The sequence below is a fragment of the Kineosporia mesophila genome (assembly GCF_021129235.1).
Classification (GTDB): domain Bacteria; phylum Actinomycetota; class Actinomycetes; order Actinomycetales; family Kineosporiaceae; genus Kineosporia; species Kineosporia mesophila.
The window spans coordinates 1-506 of record NZ_JAJOMA010000060.1 but is presented as its reverse complement, the minus strand read 5'-3'; the positions used below and the strand labels follow the sequence as shown (position 1 = coordinate 506).

General features: G+C 67.8%; 1 protein-coding gene. It reads right to left on the bottom strand.

Features of this window, described 5'->3' with window-relative positions; genetic code table 11:
• The coding region (locus LR393_RS34795; protein ID WP_407937378.1) for a phospholipid carrier-dependent glycosyltransferase at positions 1 to 506 on the bottom strand (506 nt) is incomplete at its 3' end.

Here is a 506-nt window from a genome sequence, read left to right as displayed (position 1 = left end):
CAGCCGAATGCGGCGAGGGCCCAGAACATCACGAAGATGTCGAGCAGGCCGGTGCGGCTGTGGACGAAGTGCTCGCCGTCGATGGACAGCAGCAGGCCGGCGGTCAGGCCCAGCAGGGTGGAGCCGAAGAGGCGGCGGGCGATCAGGGTGATCATCAGGATGGAGAGGGTGCCGACCAGGGCGGAGGAGAAGCGCCAGCCGAAGGAGCTGGTCGGGCCGAAGATCCATTCGCCCAGGCCGATCATCCATTTGCCGACCGGTGGGTGCACGACGAAGTCGGGGTTGCTGGTGAAGACGTCGATGTCGCCGCGGTTCCAGCGGGGGTCGACCTCTTCGCCCTTGCCCTGCCAGGCCAGCTCGTAGCCGGCGCGGATCATCGACCAGCCCTGTTTGACGTAGTAGGTCTCGTCGAAGACCAGGGTGCCGGGGCGGCCCAGGTGCCAGAAGCGGATGAAGCCGCCGAACGCGGTGACGGCCAGGACCGCGAACCATCCCCGCCCGGTCAG